This window comes from Mesonia sediminis, from assembly GCF_042684705.1.
Lineage (GTDB): Bacteria > Bacteroidota > Bacteroidia > Flavobacteriales > Flavobacteriaceae > Mesonia > Mesonia sediminis.
The window spans coordinates 809,752-829,865 of the sequence record NZ_JBHULZ010000041.1 but is presented as its reverse complement, the minus strand read 5'-3'; the positions used below and the strand labels follow the sequence as shown (position 1 = coordinate 829,865).

The 20,114-nt window shown below is 35.5% G+C and carries 21 protein-coding genes and 1 tRNA gene; 13 read left to right on the top strand and 9 right to left on the bottom strand.

Translation table 11 applies throughout. The annotated features are described in order from the left end of the window. The first annotated feature begins 8 nt into the window (after window positions 1–8). Entirely contained in the window at window positions 9–209 is a 201-nt protein-coding gene (locus tag ACFSQ0_RS11815; protein WP_379048516.1) for a hypothetical protein, read from the top strand. A 247-nt stretch (window positions 210–456) separates the two neighbouring features. Continuing rightward, window positions 457–1,257 carry an META domain-containing protein gene (locus ACFSQ0_RS11810; RefSeq protein WP_379048514.1) on the top strand — a complete coding sequence of 267 codons (801 nt, stop codon included), beginning with the start codon at window positions 457–459 and terminating at the stop codon, window positions 1,255–1,257. Between the two features lie 1,093 nt (window positions 1,258–2,350). Here ACFSQ0_RS11810 and ACFSQ0_RS11805 read toward each other — a convergent pair. Continuing rightward, window positions 2,351–2,432, bottom strand: a tRNA-Leu gene (locus ACFSQ0_RS11805). Window positions 2,433–2,578: 146 nt separating this feature from the next. Between ACFSQ0_RS11805 and ACFSQ0_RS11800 the strand changes: the two genes are divergently transcribed. Both ACFSQ0_RS11800 and ACFSQ0_RS11795 read left to right on the top strand, forming a co-directional pair. Next, window positions 2,579–3,970: a dipeptidase gene (locus ACFSQ0_RS11800; RefSeq protein WP_379048512.1), complete on the top strand. Its 1,392-nt coding sequence runs from the start codon at window positions 2,579–2,581 to the stop codon at window positions 3,968–3,970. Between the two features lie 165 nt (window positions 3,971–4,135). After that, a complete protein-coding gene (locus ACFSQ0_RS11795; protein ID WP_379048510.1) occupies window positions 4,136–4,957 on the top strand; it encodes a pseudouridine synthase in 822 nt (273 codons plus the stop codon). Between the two features lie 35 nt (window positions 4,958–4,992). Here the strand turns inward: ACFSQ0_RS11795 and ACFSQ0_RS11790 are convergent, their stop codons facing one another. Beyond that, window positions 4,993–5,574 (bottom strand): PhnA domain-containing protein, encoded by a 582-nt coding sequence (locus tag ACFSQ0_RS11790; RefSeq protein WP_379048508.1) that lies wholly within the window; start codon window positions 5,572–5,574, stop codon window positions 4,993–4,995. Between the two features lie 148 nt (window positions 5,575–5,722). On the opposite strand from ACFSQ0_RS11790, the gene ACFSQ0_RS11785 reads away from it, so the two are divergent. Further along, on the top strand, window positions 5,723–6,490 hold the full coding sequence (locus ACFSQ0_RS11785) for a hypothetical protein (protein WP_379048506.1): 768 nt from the start codon (window positions 5,723–5,725) through the stop codon (window positions 6,488–6,490). Here the strand turns inward: ACFSQ0_RS11785 and ACFSQ0_RS11780 are convergent. The 6 genes from ACFSQ0_RS11780 to ACFSQ0_RS11755 all read right to left on the bottom strand — a co-directional run bounded on the left by ACFSQ0_RS11780 (window position 6,487) and on the right by ACFSQ0_RS11755 (window position 12,417). After that, window positions 6,487–7,485 (bottom strand): metal-dependent hydrolase, encoded by a 999-nt coding sequence (locus ACFSQ0_RS11780; protein ID WP_379048504.1) that lies wholly within the window; start codon window positions 7,483–7,485, stop codon window positions 6,487–6,489. The genes ACFSQ0_RS11785 and ACFSQ0_RS11780 overlap by 4 nt on opposite strands. Beyond that, window positions 7,485–9,257 carry a MutS-related protein gene (locus tag ACFSQ0_RS11775; RefSeq protein ID WP_449288683.1) on the bottom strand — a complete coding sequence of 591 codons (1,773 nt, stop codon included), beginning with the start codon at window positions 9,255–9,257 and terminating at the stop codon, window positions 7,485–7,487. Before ACFSQ0_RS11775 ends, ACFSQ0_RS11780 begins: the two co-directional genes overlap by 1 nt. A 19-nt stretch (window positions 9,258–9,276) precedes the next feature. Further along, window positions 9,277–9,648 (bottom strand): MmcQ/YjbR family DNA-binding protein, encoded by a 372-nt coding sequence (locus ACFSQ0_RS11770; RefSeq protein WP_379048500.1) that lies wholly within the window; start codon window positions 9,646–9,648, stop codon window positions 9,277–9,279. Window positions 9,649–9,651: 3 nt separating this feature from the next. Continuing rightward, complete coding sequence (locus tag ACFSQ0_RS11765; protein ID WP_379048498.1) at window positions 9,652–10,278, bottom strand: DUF4230 domain-containing protein; 627 nt, start codon at window positions 10,276–10,278, stop codon at window positions 9,652–9,654. A gap of 12 nt (window positions 10,279–10,290) precedes the next feature. Further along, complete coding sequence (locus ACFSQ0_RS11760; protein ID WP_379048496.1) at window positions 10,291–11,037, bottom strand: cyclase family protein; 747 nt, start codon at window positions 11,035–11,037, stop codon at window positions 10,291–10,293. A 306-nt stretch (window positions 11,038–11,343) separates the two neighbouring features. Beyond that, entirely contained in the window at window positions 11,344–12,417 is a 1,074-nt protein-coding gene (locus ACFSQ0_RS11755; RefSeq protein ID WP_379048495.1) for a branched-chain amino acid aminotransferase, read from the bottom strand. Between the two features lie 88 nt (window positions 12,418–12,505). Here ACFSQ0_RS11755 and ACFSQ0_RS11750 point away from each other — a divergent pair, with 88 nt between their 5' ends. The 4 genes from ACFSQ0_RS11750 to ACFSQ0_RS11735 are packed head-to-tail and all read left to right on the top strand — an operon-like array spanning window position 12,506 to window position 15,091. Beyond that, entirely contained in the window at window positions 12,506–13,021 is a 516-nt protein-coding gene (locus ACFSQ0_RS11750; RefSeq protein ID WP_379048493.1) for a DUF4920 domain-containing protein, read from the top strand. Further along, complete coding sequence (locus ACFSQ0_RS11745) at window positions 13,022–13,474, top strand: hypothetical protein (protein ID WP_379048491.1); 453 nt, start codon at window positions 13,022–13,024, stop codon at window positions 13,472–13,474. Further along, window positions 13,471–14,133: a tRNA (5-methylaminomethyl-2-thiouridine)(34)-methyltransferase MnmD gene (gene mnmD / locus ACFSQ0_RS11740; RefSeq protein ID WP_379048489.1), complete on the top strand. Its 663-nt coding sequence runs from the start codon at window positions 13,471–13,473 to the stop codon at window positions 14,131–14,133. Before ACFSQ0_RS11745 ends, mnmD begins: the two co-directional genes overlap by 4 nt. A gap of 55 nt (window positions 14,134–14,188) precedes the next feature. Beyond that, window positions 14,189–15,091, top strand: coding sequence for a TIGR01777 family oxidoreductase (locus ACFSQ0_RS11735; protein WP_379048487.1), 903 nt, complete (start codon window positions 14,189–14,191; stop codon window positions 15,089–15,091). Between the two features lie 52 nt (window positions 15,092–15,143). On the opposite strand, the gene ACFSQ0_RS11730 is transcribed toward ACFSQ0_RS11735, so the two are convergent. Continuing rightward, a complete protein-coding gene (locus ACFSQ0_RS11730) occupies window positions 15,144–15,812 on the bottom strand; it encodes a YceI family protein (RefSeq protein WP_379048485.1) in 669 nt (222 codons plus the stop codon). 159 nt (window positions 15,813–15,971) lie between these two features. Between ACFSQ0_RS11730 and ACFSQ0_RS11725 the strand changes: the two genes are divergently transcribed. The 4 genes from ACFSQ0_RS11725 (at window position 15,972) to ACFSQ0_RS11710 (ending at window position 20,074) form a co-directional block, all read left to right on the top strand. Further along, window positions 15,972–16,553 (top strand): nucleotide exchange factor GrpE, encoded by a 582-nt coding sequence (locus ACFSQ0_RS11725; RefSeq protein WP_379048483.1) that lies wholly within the window; start codon window positions 15,972–15,974, stop codon window positions 16,551–16,553. Window positions 16,554–16,568: 15 nt separating this feature from the next. Next, window positions 16,569–17,696 (top strand): molecular chaperone DnaJ, encoded by a 1,128-nt coding sequence (gene dnaJ, locus ACFSQ0_RS11720; RefSeq protein ID WP_379048481.1) that lies wholly within the window; start codon window positions 16,569–16,571, stop codon window positions 17,694–17,696. Window positions 17,697–17,865: 169 nt separating this feature from the next. Next, window positions 17,866–18,795 carry an ABC transporter ATP-binding protein gene (locus tag ACFSQ0_RS11715; RefSeq protein WP_379048479.1) on the top strand — a complete coding sequence of 310 codons (930 nt, stop codon included), beginning with the start codon at window positions 17,866–17,868 and terminating at the stop codon, window positions 18,793–18,795. Continuing rightward, window positions 18,788–20,074 (top strand): ABC transporter permease, encoded by a 1,287-nt coding sequence (locus tag ACFSQ0_RS11710; protein ID WP_379048477.1) that lies wholly within the window; start codon window positions 18,788–18,790, stop codon window positions 20,072–20,074. Before ACFSQ0_RS11715 ends, ACFSQ0_RS11710 begins: the two co-directional genes overlap by 8 nt. Window positions 20,075–20,114: the final 40 nt, after the last annotated feature.

The following is a 20,114-nucleotide window of genomic DNA, read 5'->3' as shown; positions in this document are numbered from 1 at the left end:
CAAGAGGGATGACAGACGCTAATGAATTGGCAGACTCCTGTGTGATTACAAGTTTGTCAAGCAATAACATTCTTAATGCCTTTACTCCCTTTGATGATGCTTCTTTAATCCGAATGGGCAATATGTACGATAATATAAATCAGCTGGCAAAAAAAAAGAGATGCAAGTTACTTTTGACATGGTTCATAAACAAGCCGCAACTATCTTAAGCAAACAAAGCGCTAATAAAATAGATGCCACTGCTAATTTTGGGATTTTAGAAGCAAAAAAGGTGATGAGACTATTCGAAAAGTGTTTTAAACCTTGGCTGGCTTTAAAGTAGATATGCAAACATTTGAAAATATTCCCGCTAAGCTAACATTTCTATAAGATAAATAAATTTTAACATAGGTTTAGTTTGATCTAGTTTGAAATTAACCAAACTGAGGGTAGATTTGTGTTTTTTAATCTAATAATATGATAAATAAATTCGCTTTATTGTTATTAATCGCAATGGGTTTGGCAAGCTGCAAATCGAGTCAATCTAGCAAAAATAAAAATAATATGGTTCAGCTGGAGCAAAATACTACCACTACATGGCAGCTTATAGAATTAAATGGTGAAGAAATTAAAGCTGGAGATCAAAAACCTGTTCGGTTTACCTTAGATGTAAACAATCGTGTTTATGGTTTTACAGGTTGCAATAATTTCAATGGTAACTTTAGCTTAGACAAAAATTACGCCTTGTCTTTTTCTCCGCTTGCTACTACCAGAATGGCTTGCCCCGATGCTAAAATAAACGAACAACAAGTTCTAGATGTATTTAATCAAAGCAAATTTTACACGCTTGAGGGTGATTGGTTATTCCTAAAAAACAGTCAGGATAATTTGCTAGCAAAATTTAAAAAAATTGAGCAACAAGAACAAATTGTAGAAAAGTATTGGAAATTAAAAGAGCTTAACGGAAAAAAGATAGAAATGCAACCCAACCAGGATAAAGAGATTTATTTTATGCTTAAAACCGATGAAAATAGGTTAACAGCTTATGGGGGTTGTAACACCATAGGTGGTAGTTTCGAATTGAAAACTGGTCAACGTATAGATTTTTCTAAATTAATGAGTACCATGAGAATGTGTGAAGAAGATATCTCGAAAATAGAGACGGAGTTTTTTAAGGTTTTTGACACCGCAGATAATTATAGCATAACAGGCGATCGTTTAACTTTAAATGTAGGGAGAAGGGCTCCATTAGCCGTTTTTGAAGCAGTGTACTTTTAATATTCTTATGTAGTGTTATTGCCAGTCAAACCATCTTGAGGCTATAACAAACCAATTTTGCCGTATTTAGATTTATTTTGAAAAATTAATTAGAATTGGAGATTTTCTTAAATTAATAAATGGAAGGGAAAGCAAAAAGAAAAATTCATTTCCAATGTTTAAGCGGTCTCAGTACTCGAGCTAGTAAAATAAATAGAAATTTTTCTATTTAGATTGATTATATTTTTAACTCTAACTAGCATTCAGGGTTGATTTATTTATTGTAGCAGATCATTTGCTAAGTTGAAACATATAAACGCCATAGTATTGTCGAATCATAAGCGAATTCAGCCCATACTGAGTTCACTGAATAGTGAGCTAAGTTAGTTTCATAACATATTTGATGTAGATTTAAATTAAAGGCGATATGGTTCAAACCTTGCTTAACTATAATGTTAGTATATTTAAGTATCAAGTCAACTTAAAAATTAATCTGGTTTTCGAATAAGCCTTTCATAACACATCGATAAATCATAATAATAAGGAGTTTTTATAGCTTTTAGATTTTCTTAAAGAACAGTGTTATGAAGGCATTTTACCTTTACCAGTTCTCTTCCACGCTTTACCTTCAAGCCTAGATGAATTCGGCTTACTCCATTTCAAACGCCTATCATAAGCATATTGAATCCACAGTGAGTCCACAGTGAGTCTACAGTGAGTCCACTATTTAGTGGACTCAAGTAAACTCATAATCGATTCAATATAGATTTAGAATAGAGCCAATTTGGTTTAAACCTCGCTTTGATAAAAAGTTAGTATACTTAATGACTAAGTCAGCTTTAAGCAAGTAAGATTTAAAGAGTAATAAGATTTAAATACCGCCTAGTGTTTAAAATACAGTACTTTATGAACAAGCCACCTACTTGAAATTTAAAAGCTTTTAGGTCTCAATTTAGAGGAGTAAGAAGAACTGAATTCTTCCTGTATAGACTTGAAAAATTATTTGCTTAAAAACTCAAAAACCCAGAAAATGTCCTTGATCCAATAGAATTAAAGAAAATTATGAAAGAAATAAAAAAACCCGACTTAATAATTTAAGTCGGGTTTTATGCTGTGCGGGCGGAGAGACTCGAACTCTCACGCCGTGAAGCACTAGATCCTAAGTCTAGCGTGTCTACCAATTCCACCACGCCCGCAATCGTTTAATTAGAACTTTACTAAAGTATGTTTCCTTAGCGAGTGCAAATATAAACAAAGACTGGAATAATCAAAGAATAACTTTAAAAAAATTTCATTTTTTATTCTAGTATGGCTATCTTCATCCCAATTAAAAAAACAAGGAATGAACAAGTCAAAAGCCTATTTAGAAGAAAATAAAGAGCGATTTCTCGAAGAGTTAATAGATTTATTAAAATTACCATCCATCAGTGCCGATCCTAGTTATAAAGATGATGTTATAGCTACAGCGCATATGGTGAAAAAACGTTTGGCAGAAGCGGGTTGCACCCACACCGAAATTTGCGAGACGCCTGGATACCCTGTGGTCTATGGAGAGCGCATAATAGATGAAAATCTACCTACCGTACTGGTTTACGGTCATTATGATGTGCAGCCGGCAGATCCCATTGAATTGTGGGACAGTCCAGCTTTTGAACCGGTAATCAAAAAAACCGATAAGCACCCAGAAGGAGCTATCTTTGCTAGAGGGGCTTGTGACGATAAAGGCCAAATGTATATGCACGTGAAAGCCTTGGAATACATGGTGGAGAATGACGACCTACCTTGCAACGTGAAGTTTATGATAGAAGGTGAAGAAGAAGTGGGCAGCGAAAATTTGGGTTGGTTTATTCAACGCAATCAAGAGAAATTAAAAAATGATGTTATCTTAATTTCTGATACTGGTATGATCGCAAAAGATGTGCCTTCGATTACTACAGGTTTACGCGGACTAAGTTATGTAGAAGTTGAAGTAACTGGGCCCAATAGAGATTTACATTCAGGACTTTATGGAGGTGCTGTGGCCAACCCTATAAATATTTTAAGCAAGATGATTGCTTCTTTACATGATGAGAACAATAAAATTACCATTCCAGGTTTTTACGATAAAGTGGAAGAACTTTCCCAAGTGGAGAGAGCTAAAATGGCTGAAGCGCCATTTGATGTAGAACAATATAAAGAATCTATAGGCTTACACGATATATATGGAGAGAAGGGTTATACTACTAATGAACGAAATTCAATACGACCAACTTTAGATGTAAACGGTATTTGGGGAGGATATATTGGAGAAGGTGCAAAAACAGTTATTCCTAGTAAGGCTTATGCTAAAATCTCTATGCGTTTAGTACCACATCAAGATTGGAAAGAGATAACAGAATTATTTCAAAAACATTTTGAATCTATCGCTCCAGATGGAGTATATGTTAAAGTGAAACCGCATCACGGAGGTCAGGGTTATGTTACGCCTATAGACGGTATTGAATATAAGGCTGCCAGCGAAGCTTATAAAGAGGTTTTTGGAAAAGAGCCTATTCCTCAGCGTAGCGGAGGAAGTATACCAATTGTAGCTATGTTTGAGAAAGAACTCAAAAGTAAAACTATTTTGATGGGATTTGGTCTCGATAGCGATGCAATTCACTCCCCCAATGAGCATTTTGGTATTTGGAATTATTTAAAAGGCATTGAAACCATACCGTTTTTCTACAAGCATTTTGCTCGATTAAAGCAAAAATAAACTTACAATTTCAGAGAAGCCTCTTTACTGCTAAGAGGCTTTTTTATATGAAAGAAACGCTAATCACGATTATATTTTAAAGCCTGTAGACTACATTTTGAAAAATAAGTAATGCATCAATGGCAATGAATCAATTAATTGTACCTTTGCAAAAAAATAATAGTAATGACTAAAAGACAAGGCAAAAAGAAAACGAAGAAAGAGTATGTTGTGCCTAAACCTCATAAGAAGCCAGCAACTAAGAAGGTAGCTGTAGACAAACAGGTTAAAAATCCAGATGCTAAAATGCGTTTGAATAAATATATAGCAAACTCCGGTATTTGTAGCCGTAGAGACGCAGATATTTATATTAAGGCAGGAAATGTTCGGGTAAATGGAGAAGTAGTTACCGAAATGGGTTATAAGGTACAACCCGATGATGAGGTAAGATTTGACGGTCGTAGAATAACTCCAGAAAGAAAAGAATATGTATTGCTTAACAAACCTAGTGGATTTTATGTTACTGGTAGCTTAGAAAGGAGTAATCGAACAGTAATGGATTTGGTGGCTAACGCATCAAAATCTAAACTGAGTCCTGTTGGTAAATTAGAAACCAGTGCTATGGGATTATTACTATTTACCAATGATGGCACTTTAGCTATGAATTTAGCCAATCCCAAAAAGGGAATAAGGCAAATCTACGATGTAGAACTAAATCGTAACCTCGACTTATCTGATCTAAAAAAAATAGAAGAAGGAATAGTTTTAGAAGATGGTAAAGTACATGTTAATGCCATCAGCTATGTTGAAAACCAGAGCAAACGTAATGTTGGTCTCGAAATACATAGTACAAAACCACATATTGTCCAACGGATGTTTAAAAAACTAAACTATGAAGTAGTTCGCTTAGATCGTGTAGTATTTGGTGGGCTTACCAAGAAAGATTTACCCAGAGGCCATTATCGCCACCTTAACAAACAAGAGGTTATTAACCTAGGGATGATTTAAAAAAAAAGCTTGGTAATTACACCAAGCTTTTTTTATTATATTTTCTTCACAAATTTGGTGAGAATCACAATTTGCTGCCCATCTACTTTTCCCTCTATTTGTTCTTCATTGTCATGTACAAGAGAGACACGCCTAACAGCAGTACCTCTTTTAGCGATCATACTTGAACCTTTTACCGGTAAATCTTTAATGAGTACCACGCTATCTCCAGCTTCAATTTTTACCCCATTACTGTCTCGGTGTACTAGGCCCGTAGTTGTTTCTTCTGTGGCGTTTACTCCTTGTTTAGCATAATCCAAAACCTCATCTTCTATATACATCATTTCAAGCAAATCCTGTGGCCAGCCTTCATTTTTTAAAGCATTTAATAAACGCCATACAACAACTTGAACTGGCTTATCTGTGCTCCACATACTATCATTGAGGCAACGCCAATGGTTTGGATCTAATTCTTGCTCTCCAGTAATTTGCAAATGGCAAGTCTCGCAACACAAAATACTATTGTCTATACTGGCCGTATTTTGTGGAGGTAAATTATATATTTCTAAATTCTCCTTACTTCCGCAAAGTTCACAACTAGAAGAAGCACGCTGCATTAAATCTTGATCTAAACTCATAATTCTTTTTTTTGAATGCTGCAAAAATACATTTTTATAAATGCAGAATTGCTTTTATTTTTAAAAGACTGATATAAATCAATATTCTATTTTTATTTAAGCTTTAATTTGTAAATTATAAATTAACTTTGCTTTGTTATCTAAAGTTATGCGCAGATTTTATACTATCTTTTTTAGTTTTTTAGCCTTGTGCTTTTTAAATCCAGTATTTAGTAATAATACAGAGGTTTTGTTTTCTAATGTACTGTTTCAGTTACAAGAGATCAACAAAGTTATTATTCGTATAGAAGGAGAAAGAAAGATTATTGTTAACCAAGAAGTGGTACAACCAGAAAATTTGGTGAGGGTGATTAATGCTATAGTTGATAGTTTAGATGAAGACAGTTTGTTTAGAGATTCAGCTACCTTGATTATAACCGAAAATTCAGCCCCAGAGATTATCCAATTCGTGAAGCAGTCTCTTAAAAAAACAGAAATAAGTATTCTTAATGTGCAACAGCGTACTGAAATCAATAAGGAGAAAACTAAAATAGGTGAGGACCAGCTAGCACTGTATGACAGCCTTGTGAAAAACTGGAAACATAGTAAAATTGAAGACCGCATTTTAAAAGCTGACGATTTAGCCCAAGTTGAATACATTTATCAAAATATGACTTTTGATCAACGTATTAAAGCCGAAAAGCTTCCAGATTTTTTACCTTTTGTAGAAGCCTTAACCCAAAAGCAAGACTTGAGTGCACAACGGCTAGACCTTTTTACTTATGATATGCAATACCGCATTTTCCTAAACAACAACCAGGTTAAAAATGACACTTTAAAACATTATTCTGTGCAAGACTTTGTAAAATTTTATACCAATCCTGTACCCGATGATAGCCAAATCAAACAACAAGTAAATCTCTTTACAAAAGATTAATTTCCTTGTATTCTAGTAATCAACTCTTGAATTAATTTTTTACCATCTCGCATATTCTTTTCTCTTTCTTCGATAGATACAGAGCCATCTTTATTTTTTTTGATAGTATAGCTAAAAACAAAATCTTTAGCCTGCGGCGATAAACTTAGTAAACCAAAACGCAAATCATTTAAAACAATATAGTCTTCTTTTTGCTCTATATTGTACCAACCTTCTGTAATTTTAATGAGTTTTCTCACTTGTGGCTCTTGCCTCAAGGTGTCAAGCAACAAATGGTTTTTTAGGTACTTTGAAAAATGTATAGGCTGCGTATCAAAAATGGAGTAGTGCCCTATTAAGTAATGACTATCGGTATCTACATTGGCCGTCCATAATAAACTATTAAAAGCCGTTGGTTTAGTCTCAATAGCTGTATACGAAATCCCTTGATCGTTTAAGGCTCTTTTAAAATGCTGATAGGTGTAAAACTTAAGTAGTAAGGTGATACCTAAATAAGTGGTACTCAGAATTAAACCCCATTTGTTTAAGTTTTTACGTCGGGCGGATTTTTTAGGTAAACGCATAGCTGCTAGAACACAAATCAAAAAAGGTAGCGTATAAAGCGGGTCTATCACAAAAATATTTTTATAGGCTAAGCGTAGGTCTAAAGGCCAAAAAAGTTGCGTACCCCAAGTAGTGTGAGCATCAAGTAGGGGATGAGTTAAAAAACCCCAAAAAAATAACCAAGACCAGTCTTTAAAATTGGCAGCTTTTTCAAAACGTGAGATGAGCCAACCCATAATAGGTGCAAATAAAACAGCAAAAAAAATAGAATGTGTAAAACCGCGATGAATAGCCAAAGCATCAACGGTACTTACAAAATGCGATGCAAAGGTATCTAAGTCGGGTATGGTGCCAGCAATAGCCCCGTAAAGCATAGCTTTGTTACCTACTTTTTTACCTAAAACTACTTCGCCTATAGCAGCGCCCAATACAATTTGTGTAAGTGAATCCATTAATCGACTATTTGCATTTTTTTAAGTAAAAAAGAGGCGTTCATATTTTGGCAAATACCCTTTTTAAATTTATAATCAAAATGAAGCTCTTCGTTAATAATTTGAGCATCAAAATAATGGTTTTCTACTTGTGGTAAGCTTTGGGCAACTTCACATAAACTCAAATCGTGGGTCGCAATAATTCCCGTGGAGTGAGAATTTACTAGTTTTTCAACAAATTTTCGCGATCCAATGGCTTTATCGGTGCTGTTGGTACCTTTTAAAATCTCATCTAGAATAATAAAATACTTATTCTTTTTAATTTGGTCAACAATAAATTTCAAACGAGTCAATTCCGAAAAGAAATAAGAGGCATCGTCGGCTAGAGAATCTACTGTCCGCATACTTGTGATTAGTTTTATTGGAGAGTATTCGCAAGTTTTAGCGCAAACAGGAAGTCCAACATTACCCATAACTATTTGTAGCGAAATGCTGCGTAAAAAAGTACTTTTTCCCGCCATATTAGCTCCAGTTATAATAAAGAACTCTTGTTGATTGATCTTATAATCATTTGTCACTGCATCTTTTGGGTTGATTAATGGATGCACAGCCTCGGTTGATTTTAAAACCACTTCGTTTTGCGTTATTTTAGGATAGGTGTAGCTTTGGTGATTAAAAGCAAAACCTCCCAGCGAATTATAGGCGTCAAAATAATCAATCGCTTTAAACCAATTTTCGGTGCTTGGAGCGTATTGCTTGATCCATTGTTCTATTTCATAAGCTTTCCATAAATCCCATAGCATAAAACCACTGATTAACTGCCCAAAAATCATATAGTTCTTCCGCTCTAAAGCATCAATAAGTCTAGAAAAATCTTTGACCAAAGCGGATGCTTTTTTTTGATCGATTTGAATTTTGTTTTGCTGATTCTTGTTCCAATCCGATTGAAAATCGGTAACTTCAATTAATCCCAGCAATAAATGATATTGTTGAAAAGTGCTTTGAATCTCACTCACATAACCCGATAACTCGTTTACTTTTTTTGCAAACCTCCCGATGATAATCCAACCTAAAATAAACCAGCCTGCTACATAAAACCAAGGAATTAAATCTAAAGCTAGGCTAAGAAATAACAAGAATGAGACGGCTGTAAAAACCTTAGGCAACCATTTATGGACAGAAGGAACAAAAGCTTCGTAATTTTTAAACCAGTCTAAAACAATAGGTGGTTTAATTTTTACTTGAGTCATTTTAGCAATCGCCGTGAATTCTTGTCTAAACTTTATTTTTTTCGCAAGGTCTCGAATACTATCTTGTTTTTGCTCAATCTGGTCAATATTGTTGCTGCTTAGTAAATGAGCTAAAGTTCTTTTACCCGAAGCTAAGGCGGTACGGTTGAGGTATTGAAAAAATGATCGATTGCCAAATAAATCGATATCTTGACTAAACTCGTGCTGAGGATTAACAAATTCTTCTCCATTTGGTAAATGATAAAAATCCCGTTTTAAAACGCTAAGCTCAGTTTCATTCAGTTCAATAAGTTGTTGTAATTTTTCTTTTTGTTGTTGAAGATCACTGTGCCTAGATACCAGAAATAAGAAAGAAACAATTCCTAAAAAAATAAAAAGAAAAACAAGCGAAGTTGAGCTTGAGTAAAAGTAAATTAAAAAAGCAAAAAGTAAGAAAACCGCAAGCCTCAACATACTCGAGGTAAAAAGCCGTTGTTTTATTTTTTTTAGCTCAAGTTGAAATTTATTTATATAAGCGCTATATGTAGTTTTGGGGTCTTGCATTAAAAATAGGATTAGGAGGTTAAAGTTTATTCAACTCTTCTTTTTGCTTTTTAGTTAATTTACTAACTACCAGTTCATAACTGTGGTTGATAAAATGTATAATCTGTTTTGGTGTTAAATGCGGTCCGTTAATAACAACCGTATTCCAATGTTTTTTACTCATATGATAACCACCATAAATTTCATCGGGGTAGCGTTCTCTCAATTCGATGGCTTTTTCGGGGTCGCATTTCAGGTTAATGGAAGGATTTCCCGCTTCCCATTTTTCTAGTCCTATCAAAGCATACATCTTACCCATAACTTTAAAAACTAAGGTTTGCTGATCAAAAGGAAAACTCTCTGTTGTGCCTGGCTTTTTAAGGCAATATTGCCGAATTTCATCAATCTCCATAAGTTACTTACTTATTCTTTTAGTGTTGGTAGTTGTGGGGCTGTTTTCGAGGATTAATGCAGAATAATCGAGTTTCCAATTGATAGTTTCAACAAGTTTTTCCATTAATTGTATAGTCTCCAAAGCTTGATTTTGAGCTTCGTTAAGCAAGCCGCTTTGAGGTATTTTTTCTACAATATAGCGTTTGGCTTCAGTGTTGATATCAGTCAAGTCAGTTGATGTAAAGGGGTTTGCCCACCCTTCACGTTTATCGTAATACTTAAAATCGGTTTCAATAGAGAGCAATTCCGGTGCGGGAAAATTGGTGAGCACGATGGTTTTTTCGGCCGTTTTGGCCTGCATCTGTATTTTGGTTAAATCAAAGCCTACGTGGGCTTTCGCTTCGATTAAGATAAGGGCTTTCTTACTTCCTAAAAAAATATTTAACCACTTGTCTTTTACATTTTTATAATGATAAATTTCGGCAAAATCACCTTCTACGGTAATGAATTTACAAACCGCTCTAATTTTCTCCATTATGATGAGCGATTGTTGATCCTGCGATTGCTTTGCTTGATCTTTGTGGGTAAATCGGTAAATAAAATAGGCTGCCACGGCACCTACGGCCAAACCTAAGAATAGTAGCTCCATTGTACTAAAAATCTAAACAAGTTCATACAAAATCGGTTTACTGGGGGAAGCGTCGTTATGAAACGAGCTTATTTGTAAATTTAATAAATACTGTCCGTCTTTTACAGTATTTGGCACATAAATCAATTCGGTAATGCTGGCATCTAGGCGAGGCTTAGCGGGGTAATTCCAAAAGGCTTTATGAGCCAGTAGTTTTCCATCATCTTTTTCGCGATCTACCGAAGGCAAATCGATTAATAAATGCTTCACCTTTAATTTCCGCAGCAGCAAGGCGGCTTCTTCTAATAAATAGGGCCAGTTGGTATGACTATACTTAAAACTTTTCTTGGTCGAAGTGTTGGGTAGCGTTCTTATTATAAGGGCTTCTGGTTTATTGTCGTTTAATGCTTTACGGATTTGATCTGCGGTAAAAATAGAATCTCCATCGCTCAATTCCGGCGTTAAACTAATAAGCTGAGCCTCAAAAAAGAATTGGGTAAGGCAATCGTTAATGCTATAAAATTTTTTAGAAATATGACCTACACACTCGGTATGGGTTCCATGTGCGTGCGGATTAAAACTAATGTCATTAAAATTTACCGATGCTCCTTCTTTTACGCTAGCCACCCAGTTGCCATCTTGCACCGGCTTAATGCTTGGTACATCTTTATACCAAGCGGTTACATTTTGTTGATTACCATACAAGGTTAATGAAATATCTATGGGTTTGTTTAAATTAACCGTAAAGTCTTTTTCAGAAATATTAATTTTTGCACGCATCAATACAAAAAACTTTTAATTAACCATAAACTGCTTAAAAAAACTAAAAAACCTAGCAAGACGAGCCAACTACGCTTGTAATATTTTTGATGCAATTTTAAATCTTTACGGTAACTATAAAGCAATAAAAGGGCGAAAGCCACAATAAAAAAAAGGGTAAAAGTAATTTGACCTTGCGTAAACATAGCTTTGTTTTTCACAAAATTAGGTATAAAAAGCCAAATGTTTTAGGTTAATGAAAAAAAAGAAAACAAAAAAGCGCTCTGTAAAAAGAACGCTAGAAAGCTTTTTTTATGAAATGTAAAATTAATCTAATTTTACTTCGTATCGCCATCCAAATGGATCTTCGGCACGGTTGTACTGAATATCTTGAAGTCCTTTTTTGAAGCGAAGACTGTAAGGATTTTCTATTTGAGGTAAATCGTGGTATTTGTCAGCATATTCAAAACCTTCGATAAAAGCAATAGTCGCGGCAGTTCCCGTTCCAAAAATTTCTTTTAATGAACCGTCCACCGCAGCACTTACTAATTCTTCTACAGTAATTTTTCTTACCTCTACTTCAACTCCTTGATGCCTAGCTAAATCTATAATGCTCTTACGGGTTACCCCATCTAAAATACGATCGCTTGTAGGGGCCGTGATTAATTTATCGTTTATTCTAAAGAAAAGGTTCATAGTTCCTGCCTCTTCAAGATATTTATGGCTGTTAGAATCGGTCCATATAATTTGCTGATAACCTTTTTCGTTGGCTAGATTAGTAGGGTAAAACTGTGCGCCATAATTACCTGCTGCTTTAGCGAAACCTACACCACCATCTGCAGAACGTGAATAATGATCGGCCACTAAAACTTTTACTGGTGAATTGTAATAAGCTTTGGCCGGACAGCAGATAATCATAAACTTATATTCGTTAGAGGGTGAAGCCGAAACTCCGTTTTCAGAAGCAATTACAAAAGGTCTGATATAAAGCGAATTTCCGTCTCCTGGGTGTACCCATTTTTCATCTAACTTAAGTAAGGTTTCTAAGGCAGCGAAAAAATAGTCTTTGGGAAACTCAGGTATTGCCATTCTTTTAGAAGAAATATTAATACGATTAAAGTTTTCTTCTGGTCTAAAAAGCCAAACCTTGTTATTCTCATCTTTAAAGGCCTTCATCCCTTCAAAAACCGCTTGCCCATAATGAAAAACTTTAGCCGAGGGCTCAAACTCCATAGGACCATAAGGCAAGATTTTAGGTTTTTGCCAGGCACCATCTTTGTAATCGCATACCATCATATGGTCGGCGTAGTTTTTACCAAAGGCTAAATTATCAAAATCAACTTGATCAATTTTTGATTTTTCTACTTGGCGTATATCTAAAATATCGGATGTGGAGTGCATAATTAAAAATTTTCACAAAAGTATTAAAATAAAACAACTTTTATACAGATGCTTTTTTTAATTTTGGCTTATCTAAAATCTTAATATAATGAAAAAGTTTTCTTTTTTAATTTTGTTGGCCTTTATGGCTTGTAAGCAAGAGAATAATCCGGCCCCGACCGAAAATCAAGAAACGCCAGAAGTGGTTGAAAAAACCGATGCTAATTTTGTAAATTTTGGAGAAGAAATAGGAGACGCTAATGTGTTAACGCGAGCCGAAATGAAAGCCCAATATGAGCAATTGGCCGAAGGAGATACGCTTAATGTTGCCTTTAAAAGTGAAGTAGAAAAAGTATGTAAGAAAAAAGGATGCTGGATGTCTTTAGATCTTGGCGAAGATGAAGCTACTTTTGTTCGCTTTAAAGACTATGCTTTTTTTGTACCACTCAACAGTGAAGAACGTGAAACCGTAGTAAAGGGAAAAGCTTTTATTAGTAAAACTAGCGTCGAAGAGCTAAAACATTATGCGAAAGATGCCGGGAAATCTCAAGAAGAAATAGATGCTATTACCGAGCCTAAGGTAGAGTATGCCTTTATGGCCGATGGAGTTTTAATGCAAGAGTAAATGAAAGCTAAATCTTTATATACGCTTTTATTGTTGCTGGTTTTAATGGCTTGTAAAAAAGAAAGGCAAAGCGAGCTTAAACCTCAGACTCCCGTGGCTGAAGAAAAGGAACCTATGCAGATGTACCAAATGTCTGAAATGGCAGCTTATATGGAACAAATGTATGCCGCGCATCAACAAATGAAACAGCAAATCTTAGACGGAGAGGAGATTACTAAACTGAGTTTTGATTTAGAAAACTTGCACTCTGCAGCATTTACCGACCCTAAAGACTATGATGCTTTTTTTAAAACTTGGGCCGATCGTTTTAAGCAATATGAAGTACAAATGATAGAAAATCCTGAGCAAGCGCAGCATTATTATAATCAAGCCATTCAGGCGTGTATTAGTTGTCATGAAGTGAAGTGTGCCGGACCGTTGCCACGGATTAAAAAACTGATTATTAAACCGTGAAACGCCAAATAGTTACCACTGCAGATGGTTCAAAGACCATTCAGATTATTGATTGGAACGAACAATATCATTCTAAACATGGGGCCTTGCAAGAGGCCTATCATGTTTTTATAAAGATGGGTTTTCAATTTATATGCAAACCTGAGTTATCTATTTTAGAAATTGGTTATGGTACGGGCTTAAATGCTATCATTACCGCTATTGAATCAAAAAAAGCAAATCGAAAAGTTAATTATACAGGGGTAGAAGCTTACCCTGTAAGCTCAAACGAACTGGAACTTTTAAACTATAGCGACCTGTTTAAAACCGAATTTAAGCCACTGGTTAATAAAATCCATCAGTCAACTTGGGAATCCCTACAGCTCATAGAACCCAATTTTCACCTACACAAAAAAAAGCTATTTTTCCAAGAAATTGAAGATAAGACAGCCTATGATTTAATTTATTTTGACGCTTTTGGTGCAAGGGTGCAACCTGAACTATGGGACAAGAATATTATGGCAAAAATGTATAGAGCACTTAATTCTCAAGGAGTCTTGGTTACCTATTCTGCGAAGGGCAGTGTTCGCAGAGCGTTGCAAGAAGTAGGATTTCAGGTAGAACGACTTCCTGGTCCGCCAGGTAAACGCGAGATGCTACGCGCCATAAAAGCTTGTTAAACCCTTGCAAAACCTTTTATAGGTTTGTTTTTAAATTGTAAATTTAAAATAAAAAATGAAGGTTTTAATTACGGGGGCGACGGGGCTTATTGGTTCACAAATTGTTAGTCTATGCCAACAGGAAAACATAGCGGTGAATTATTTGACTACCAGTAAAGAGAAGCTAGAAAACCAAGACTATTACAAAGGCTTTTATTGGAATCCTGAAGAAGGAAAGATAGACGAATCTTGTTTTGAAGGGGTGACTAAGATAATTCATTTGGTAGGGGCAAGTGTGGCTAAGCGTTGGACAAAAAAGCAAAAAGAAATTATTTTATCCAGTAGGTTAGCTACTACCCAACTTTTAATCGATACCTTAAAGGGTATTGAGCATAATATAGAACATGTTATTTCGGCGAGTGCCATTGGTATCTATCCTAGCGATTTTCAAAAGTTATATCATGAAGACCAGCACCCAATTGCTGATAATTTTTTAGGTGAGGTGGTTAAAAAATGGGAAGCTGCAGTTGACGGGTTTGAACAACTTGGAATAGATGTAGCTAAAATTAGAATAGGTTTGGTCTTATCAAAAAATGGTGGCGCACTAGAAAAAATAGCTAAACCTGTGCGATATGGTGTAGGAGCACCTTTAGGTAGTGGTGAGCAATGGCAGTCTTGGATTCATATTGAAGATTTGGCAAGTATCTTTTTATTTGTTGCAAAGAATAGATTAGAGGGTGTTTATAATGGTGTTGCTCCGAATCCAGTTACCAACAAAGAACTCACTGTTCAAATAGCTAAGGTTTTAGATAAGCCTTTGTGGCTGCCTAATGTCCCAAAATTTGTTCTTAAAACCGCATTGGGAGAAATGGCCACCATTGTACTTGGGAGTCAACTTGTTTCTAATAATAAAATTGATAGTCAAGGGTTTTTATTTAAGTTCACCCATATTAAACCAGCCTTAGAAGATTTACTATAAAAAAAAGCGGTGAAAATCTTTCACCGCTTTTTTTAGTAAAAAGTTACCGTTATTATTTTGTAGCAATTACTACTAAACTTAACTCAATTTCGTCGTTAACAAACTTATCTTTCAAGTCGTCAAAAACACTTTTAGAGGCATAGTTTACATTCCACTTTGTTCTATCAATAGTAAACGGCTCGCTTTTTAAAGTAAGTTTATTTTCACTTACCTCATAGTTTACAGGGATTTCAATATTTTTAGAAATATCTTTCATAGTTAAATTTCCTGCAAGCATTGTTTTGCCATCCATCTCCTTTACTTCAGTGATTTGAAACATAGCAGTAGGAAACTCAGCTACATTAAAAAAGTGATCTTCTTGTCCTTCAGCTGTTCCTTTTAAGTGTGCCATTAATTTATCACGGTCTTCACCTTCAAGATCGGTAACATCAATACTGGTCATATCTATAACTACCGTACCGCCAGAAAGCTTATCGCCGTCAACAGTAAATTCTCCTTTGCTTAGCATAACTGTACCCGTGTGATTACCAGCAGGCTTAGAACCTACCCAGTCAATTTTTGACTCTGCAGCGTTTATGGCATAAGTTGCAGATTCAGCACCAGCTTCGGCAACTTCTTGTGCTTCTTTCGGATTGGTTTCATTTTTAGCTTCGTTTTTACAAGCTACGGTGCTTAATCCTAAAAAGGCTAATACCATACCGTTTAATAATACTTTTTTCATAGTTGTATAAATAATTGATTTAAATGTGCCCAAAAATACAATTTTTGACACTTAAAAAATCATAAAAATTTGATAAAAAAGCACAAGTGACATTTTGGCATTTTTATAAGAATGGCAACAGTTTTGCTCTTAGCCAACAGAGATTTAATTTTACTAATCATGAGCAAAGAACAAGAAAAGCAAAATAGCGAAAATCATAAAGAGCAACTAGATCAGGAAATGAATGATGTTATAGAGAAGGATGTCGAAGGGAATCAGGCTGAAGCCGATAAAGAAACCAATCAAGAGATTAATGAGTTGGATAAGCTAAAAAATGATTTGCAAGAAGAAAAAGATAAGTTTTTACGCCTATTTGCAGAATTTGAAAATTATAAACGCAGAACTAGCAAAGAGCGTATTGAATTATTCAAAACAGCGGGTGAAGAAATCATGCAGGTCATGCTTCCTGTTTTAGATGACTTTGATAGAGCTTTAAAAGAAATTCAGAAGTCCGAAGACGAAAATATGCTTAAGGGAGTAGAGCTTATCAGTAATAAACTACGCAGAACTTTAGAAAGTAAGGGCTTAGCCCCTATCGCTGTTAAAGCTGGCGATAAGTTCGATGCCGATATACACGAAGCTGTGACACAAATTCCGGCACCCGACAAAAAATTAAAAGGTAAGGTAATCGATGTGGTGGAGACAGGTTATACCTTAGGGGATAAAATTATTCGTTATCCAAAAGTGGTTACCGGTAAGTAATTAAAAATAAAATTGATGAAAGAAGACTATTACGACATATTAGGAGTGAATAAAAATGCGACCGAAGCCGAAATTAAAAAGGCCTATCGCAAAATGGCGGTGAAATACCATCCCGACAAAAATCCAGATGACCCGAAAGCCGAGGAGATGTTTAAAAAATCTGCCGAGGCTTATGATGTATTGAGCAACCCCGATAAAAGGGCACGTTATGACCAAATGGGGCATGCAGCATTTGATGGTTCTGGCGGCTTTGGCGGCGGTGGAATGAATATGGATGATATCTTTAGTCAGTTTGGAGATATATTTGGATCTGCTTTTGGTGGCGGTCAAGGTGGTTTTTCTGGTTTTGGTGGAGGCTTTGGCGGAGGTCAACGTCGTAGCAAAGGGAGTAATATGCGTATTCGTGTAAAGCTTACTTTAGAAGAAATTGCCAATGGTGTAGAGAAAAAAATCAAAGTAAAACGCAAGGTTCAAGCACCAGGAACAACTTATAGTACTTGTTCTACTTGTCAAGGTTCGGGGCAAGTTACCCGCGTAACCAACACCATTTTAGGTCGTATGCAAACCGCTTCTCCTTGTACTCAATGTGGAGGTAGCGGACAGGTTATTGATAAAAAACCTGCTGGAGCCGATGCACAGGGTATGATTCAAAAAGAAGAAACGGTTTCAATAAAAATTCCAGCTGGGGTAGTAGAAGGAATGCAATTGAAGGTTTCAGGAAAAGGAAATGAAGCACCCGGTAATGGCATTTCTGGTGACTTGTTGGTCGCTATTGAAGAAAAAGAACATCCGCATTTACAGCGAGAGGGCGATAATTTACATTATGACCTTTATATCAGTTTTCCTGAGGCAGCGCTTGGGGTTTCTAAAGAAATACAAACTGTTAGTGGTAAAGTACGTATAAAGATTGAAGCTGGGGTGCAAAGCGGTAAAATTTTGCGCTTGCGCAATAAGGGAATTCCAAGCATAAACGGCTATGGTAAAGGAGATTTATTGGTGCATGTTAATGTTTGGACACCCAAAACGCTAAATAAAGAACAAAAAGAATTTTTCGAAAAAATGCAGGGAGATGATAATTTTGAACCTAATCCAGAAAAATCTGATAAATCTTTTTTTGAAAAAGTGAAAGATATGTTCTCATAATTGCAGTATTAACAAAATTTTATATATATTTGAATATCACCGATTGCATATTGGTGATATTTTTCTTTTTCATAGCAATTTTTTTCCCATCCTTATTTCAAAGAAGTTTTAAGGATGGGTTTTGTTTTTTTAGCCATTTGTTTAGTAAATTTATCCCTTAATATTGCGTATGAATCTTTTAGAAGTAAAAGGCCTTACCAAGAAATACGGAGACAAATTGGCTCTGGATGGTTTTTCTTTTAAGGTGCCTAAAAATAGCGTTTTTGGACTCTTGGGACCTAATGGTGCGGGGAAAACAACCTTAATTCGAATTTTGAATCAAATTACTCAACCCGATTCAGGTGAAATTAACCTTGACGGTAGACCACTTAAACCAAAAGATGTCGAACTCATTGGCTACTTGCCCGAAGAAAGAGGCCTGTATAAAAGCATGAAAGTGGCCGAACAGATTATCTATCTGGCTCAATTAAAAGGTTTGTCTAAAAAGGATGCCAAGAAACGTATGCATTATTGGTTTGATCGTCTGAATATAAAGGGCTGGGGAGACAAAAAAATTGAAGAGCTATCAAAGGGAATGGCGCAAAAAATCCAATTTATTGTCACGGTGATTCATAACCCGCCTTTGTTAATTTTAGATGAGCCCTTTAGTGGTTTTGATCCTGTGAATGCAAATTTGATCAAAAATGAAATTTTAACTTTAAAGGAGGAGGGTGCAACTATAATTTTATCAACCCATCGAATGGAGAATGTGGAAGAGCTTTGCGATAATATAGCTTTAATTCATAAGTCTAAAAAAGTTTTAGACGGCTCTGTAAGGACCATTAAAAATAATTACCGAACGCAAACTTATGAGGTAGGTTTTCAATCGGAAAGAGCTGAGGAAATCACTAGGCAATTATCGGGTAATTTCACAGTACAACCGGCTTATTTCAAGGATATTACTGCCCAAGCTAAGCTGCAGGTTAAATTAAATGATCATCAATCTACCACCTCGCTCCTGAAATTTCTTATTGATACAAAAGTAGAAATCACTCATTTCAGTGAGTTGGTTCCTTCGATAAATGATATATTTATAAAAACGGTAGAGCAACATGGGTAACTTAAGCCTTATTATAAAGCGCGAATATCTGGCCAGAATTAAAAACAAGGCTTTTATCATTATGACTTTTTTAAGTCCGCTTCTCGCGGTAGGGATGATTTTCTTAGTCGCCTATCTCAGTAATCTAAATAACGATGAGAAGAAAACAATTGCTCTTCACGATGTGCAAGAGTTAATTTATAAAAAACTACCAAATACTGATCAACTCAGTTTTGTAGATTACTCCGATATACCTTTAGATCATGCTATAAAGCGTGTAGACAAAGAAAATCTTTATGGGTTGCTATATGTGCCTGCTTTGGAAGAGGATGCTATTCCCAATCAAAATATTGAGTTCTTTGCTAAAGAGGCTCCCAGTAGTTTTTTGGTTTCAGATTTAGAACAAAAAATCAGTCGTATTATAACCGATACCAACTTGGCCAATGCAGGTATAGACAAAACTCAATTGCAACAAGCACAAACAAAAGTAAACCTACAAATCGAAGATTTCGACGGACAGTCAACCTCTAAATTGGCGGGCTATGTTAAAATGATTTTTGGTGGTGCCGCGGGTTATTTGCTTATGATGTTTATCATTATTTATGGCAATATGGTTATGCGCAGTGTAATTGAAGAAAAAACAAACCGTATTGTAGAAATTATTATTTCTTCGGTAAAGCCTTTTCAATTGATGTTGGGTAAAATTACGGGTACTAGTTTGGCAGGTCTTACGCAATTTTTAATTTGGCTGATCTTTGGCGGAGTTATTTTACTAATTAGCAGCAGCCTTATAGCACCAAATGAGCCAGGAATAGCAAGCGCGGCGACACCCGTTGATAGCGATGAGATAGCCTTGCTTTTTCAAAACATTATGGCACTCCCGCTCTTTAAAATAAGCCTTTCATTTTTCATTTATTTTATCGGTGGCTATTTCTTATACAGTGCCATATATGCGGCCATTGGGGCCGCGGTGGATAGCGAAACCGATACCCAGCAATTTATGTTTCCTATAATTGTACCACTTATGCTGGGAATTTATGTTGGCTTTTTTACTGTAATTGAAAACCCACACGGCACCGTAGCAACACTTTTTTCGCATATTCCTTTAACTTCTCCAATTGTTATGCTTATGCGAATTCCATTTGGAGTGGCTTGGTGGGAAGTATTAATATCTTTAAGTATTTTATTTGCTTCGGTTTTTTTAGTGATTATAATGGCAGCAAAAATTTATCGCATAGGTATTTTAATGTATGGAAAGAAGCCAACTTATAAGGAATTATTCAAATGGTTAAAAAATTAATAAAATGAACGAAATCACGTCAAATAAACGTTAATGCTTT

Excerpts from the sequence above, each read along its gene's own strand:
- ACFSQ0_RS11735 (WP_379048487.1), top strand. The coding sequence starts at position 14,189 with ATGAAGGTTTTAATTACGGGGGCGACGGGGCTTATTGGTTCACAAATT.
- ACFSQ0_RS11765 (WP_379048498.1), bottom strand. The coding sequence starts at position 10,278 with ATGGAGCTACTATTCTTAGGTTTGGCCGTAGGTGCCGTGGCAGCCTAT.
- ACFSQ0_RS11730 (WP_379048485.1), bottom strand. The coding sequence starts at position 15,812 with ATGAAAAAAGTATTATTAAACGGTATGGTATTAGCCTTTTTAGGATTA.
- ACFSQ0_RS11790 (WP_379048508.1), bottom strand. The coding sequence starts at position 5,574 with ATGAGTTTAGATCAAGATTTAATGCAGCGTGCTTCTTCTAGTTGTGAA.
- ACFSQ0_RS11815 (WP_379048516.1), top strand. The coding sequence starts at position 9 with ATGACAGACGCTAATGAATTGGCAGACTCCTGTGTGATTACAAGTTTG.
- ACFSQ0_RS11750 (WP_379048493.1), top strand. The coding sequence starts at position 12,506 with ATGAAAAAGTTTTCTTTTTTAATTTTGTTGGCCTTTATGGCTTGTAAG.
- ACFSQ0_RS11760 (WP_379048496.1), bottom strand. The coding sequence starts at position 11,037 with ATGCGTGCAAAAATTAATATTTCTGAAAAAGACTTTACGGTTAATTTA.
- ACFSQ0_RS11780 (WP_379048504.1), bottom strand. The coding sequence starts at position 7,485 with ATGGATTCACTTACACAAATTGTATTGGGCGCTGCTATAGGCGAAGTA.
- ACFSQ0_RS11800 (WP_379048512.1), top strand. The coding sequence starts at position 2,579 with ATGAACAAGTCAAAAGCCTATTTAGAAGAAAATAAAGAGCGATTTCTC.
- ACFSQ0_RS11715 (WP_379048479.1), top strand. The coding sequence starts at position 17,866 with ATGAATCTTTTAGAAGTAAAAGGCCTTACCAAGAAATACGGAGACAAA.
- dnaJ (WP_379048481.1), top strand. The coding sequence starts at position 16,569 with ATGAAAGAAGACTATTACGACATATTAGGAGTGAATAAAAATGCGACC.
- ACFSQ0_RS11775 (WP_449288683.1), bottom strand. The coding sequence starts at position 9,257 with ATGCAAGACCCCAAAACTACATATAGCGCTTATATAAATAAATTTCAA.
- ACFSQ0_RS11745 (WP_379048491.1), top strand. The coding sequence starts at position 13,022 with ATGAAAGCTAAATCTTTATATACGCTTTTATTGTTGCTGGTTTTAATG.
- ACFSQ0_RS11785 (WP_379048506.1), top strand. The coding sequence starts at position 5,723 with ATGCGCAGATTTTATACTATCTTTTTTAGTTTTTTAGCCTTGTGCTTT.
- ACFSQ0_RS11725 (WP_379048483.1), top strand. The coding sequence starts at position 15,972 with ATGAGCAAAGAACAAGAAAAGCAAAATAGCGAAAATCATAAAGAGCAA.
- ACFSQ0_RS11710 (WP_379048477.1), top strand. The coding sequence starts at position 18,788 with ATGGGTAACTTAAGCCTTATTATAAAGCGCGAATATCTGGCCAGAATT.
- ACFSQ0_RS11810 (WP_379048514.1), top strand. The coding sequence starts at position 457 with ATGATAAATAAATTCGCTTTATTGTTATTAATCGCAATGGGTTTGGCA.
- ACFSQ0_RS11795 (WP_379048510.1), top strand. The coding sequence starts at position 4,136 with ATGACTAAAAGACAAGGCAAAAAGAAAACGAAGAAAGAGTATGTTGTG.
- ACFSQ0_RS11755 (WP_379048495.1), bottom strand. The coding sequence starts at position 12,417 with ATGCACTCCACATCCGATATTTTAGATATACGCCAAGTAGAAAAATCA.
- ACFSQ0_RS11770 (WP_379048500.1), bottom strand. The coding sequence starts at position 9,648 with ATGGAGATTGATGAAATTCGGCAATATTGCCTTAAAAAGCCAGGCACA.